This is a genomic window from Streptomyces sp. NRRL WC-3618 (assembly GCF_001280005.1).
Taxonomy (GTDB): domain Bacteria; phylum Actinomycetota; class Actinomycetes; order Streptomycetales; family Streptomycetaceae; genus Streptomyces.
Genome location: NZ_LGDW01000261.1, coordinates 1 through 877, shown reverse-complemented (window position 1 = coordinate 877; position 877 = coordinate 1). Strand labels below are relative to the sequence as shown.

General features: G+C 69.6%; 1 protein-coding gene. It reads right to left on the bottom strand.

Annotated elements, in window-relative coordinates; translation table 11 throughout:
* Nucleotides 1-17: 17 nt before the first annotated feature.
* A complete protein-coding gene (locus ADL01_RS22245) occupies nt 18-815 on the bottom strand; it encodes an ABC transporter ATP-binding protein (protein WP_053743795.1) in 798 nt (265 codons plus the stop codon).
* Nucleotides 816-877: the final 62 nt, after the last annotated feature.

Here is an 877-nt window from a genome sequence, read left to right as displayed (position 1 = left end):
GGTGGGGGTGGTCGTGGTCATAGGGTTTGTTCCTTCGTTTTCGCCGGGGTCGATGACTTCTTTGCCTCGTCCACCAAGTGCAGGAACGCCTCTTCCATCGTCTCCGACGCTGTGCGGGTACGGAGGGCGTCCGGGGTGTCGTCGGCGAGGAGTTCGCCGTCGCGCATGAGGAGGAGGCGGTGGCAGCGTTCGGCCTCGTCCATGACGTGGGAGGAGATGAGGAGCGTCGCTCCGCGGGTGGCCGCGATGGTGTGGAAGAAGGCCCACAGGTCACGGCGTAGGACGGGGTCGAGACCCACCGTCGGTTCGTCCAGCACCAGGAGTTCCGGGGTGCCGAGGAGAGCCACCGCCAGGGAGACGCGGCTGCGCTGGCCGCCGGAGAGGTTGCCCGCGAGGGCGTCGGCGCGGGTGGTGAGGTCGACGTCGGCGATGGCGCGGGTGACGTTCTCGTCGCGGCGGTCGGCTGCTGCGCGGCCGGGGTCGAGGATCGCGGCGAAGTAGGCCAGGTTCTGGCGGACCGTCAGGTCGTCGTAGACCGAGGGTGCCTGCGTCACGTAGCCGATACGGGTGCGGAGAGCGGCGTGGCCGGCCGGGTGGCCGAGGACCTCCAGGGTGCCGGTGACTTTGGCCTGGGTGCCGACGATCGCCCGCATGAGGGTCGACTTTCCGCAGCCCGAGGGGCCGAGCAGGCCGGTGATCTGGCCGCGCGGGACGGCGAAGTCGAGGCCGCGCAGGACTTTTCGGGTGCCTCGTACGACGGTGAGACCTTCGGCTTGGACGGCCCTTCCGGGAGGGGGGTCGCTGTAATTCATCATGCGATGAATAATGCTCTCGGTCCGGCGGGACGTCAAGCGGGATGGGGGCGGGGCGGGGGAGG

Excerpts from the sequence above, each read along its gene's own strand:
- ADL01_RS22245 (WP_053743795.1), bottom strand. The coding sequence starts at position 815 with ATGATGAATTACAGCGACCCCCCTCCCGGAAGGGCCGTCCAAGCCGAA.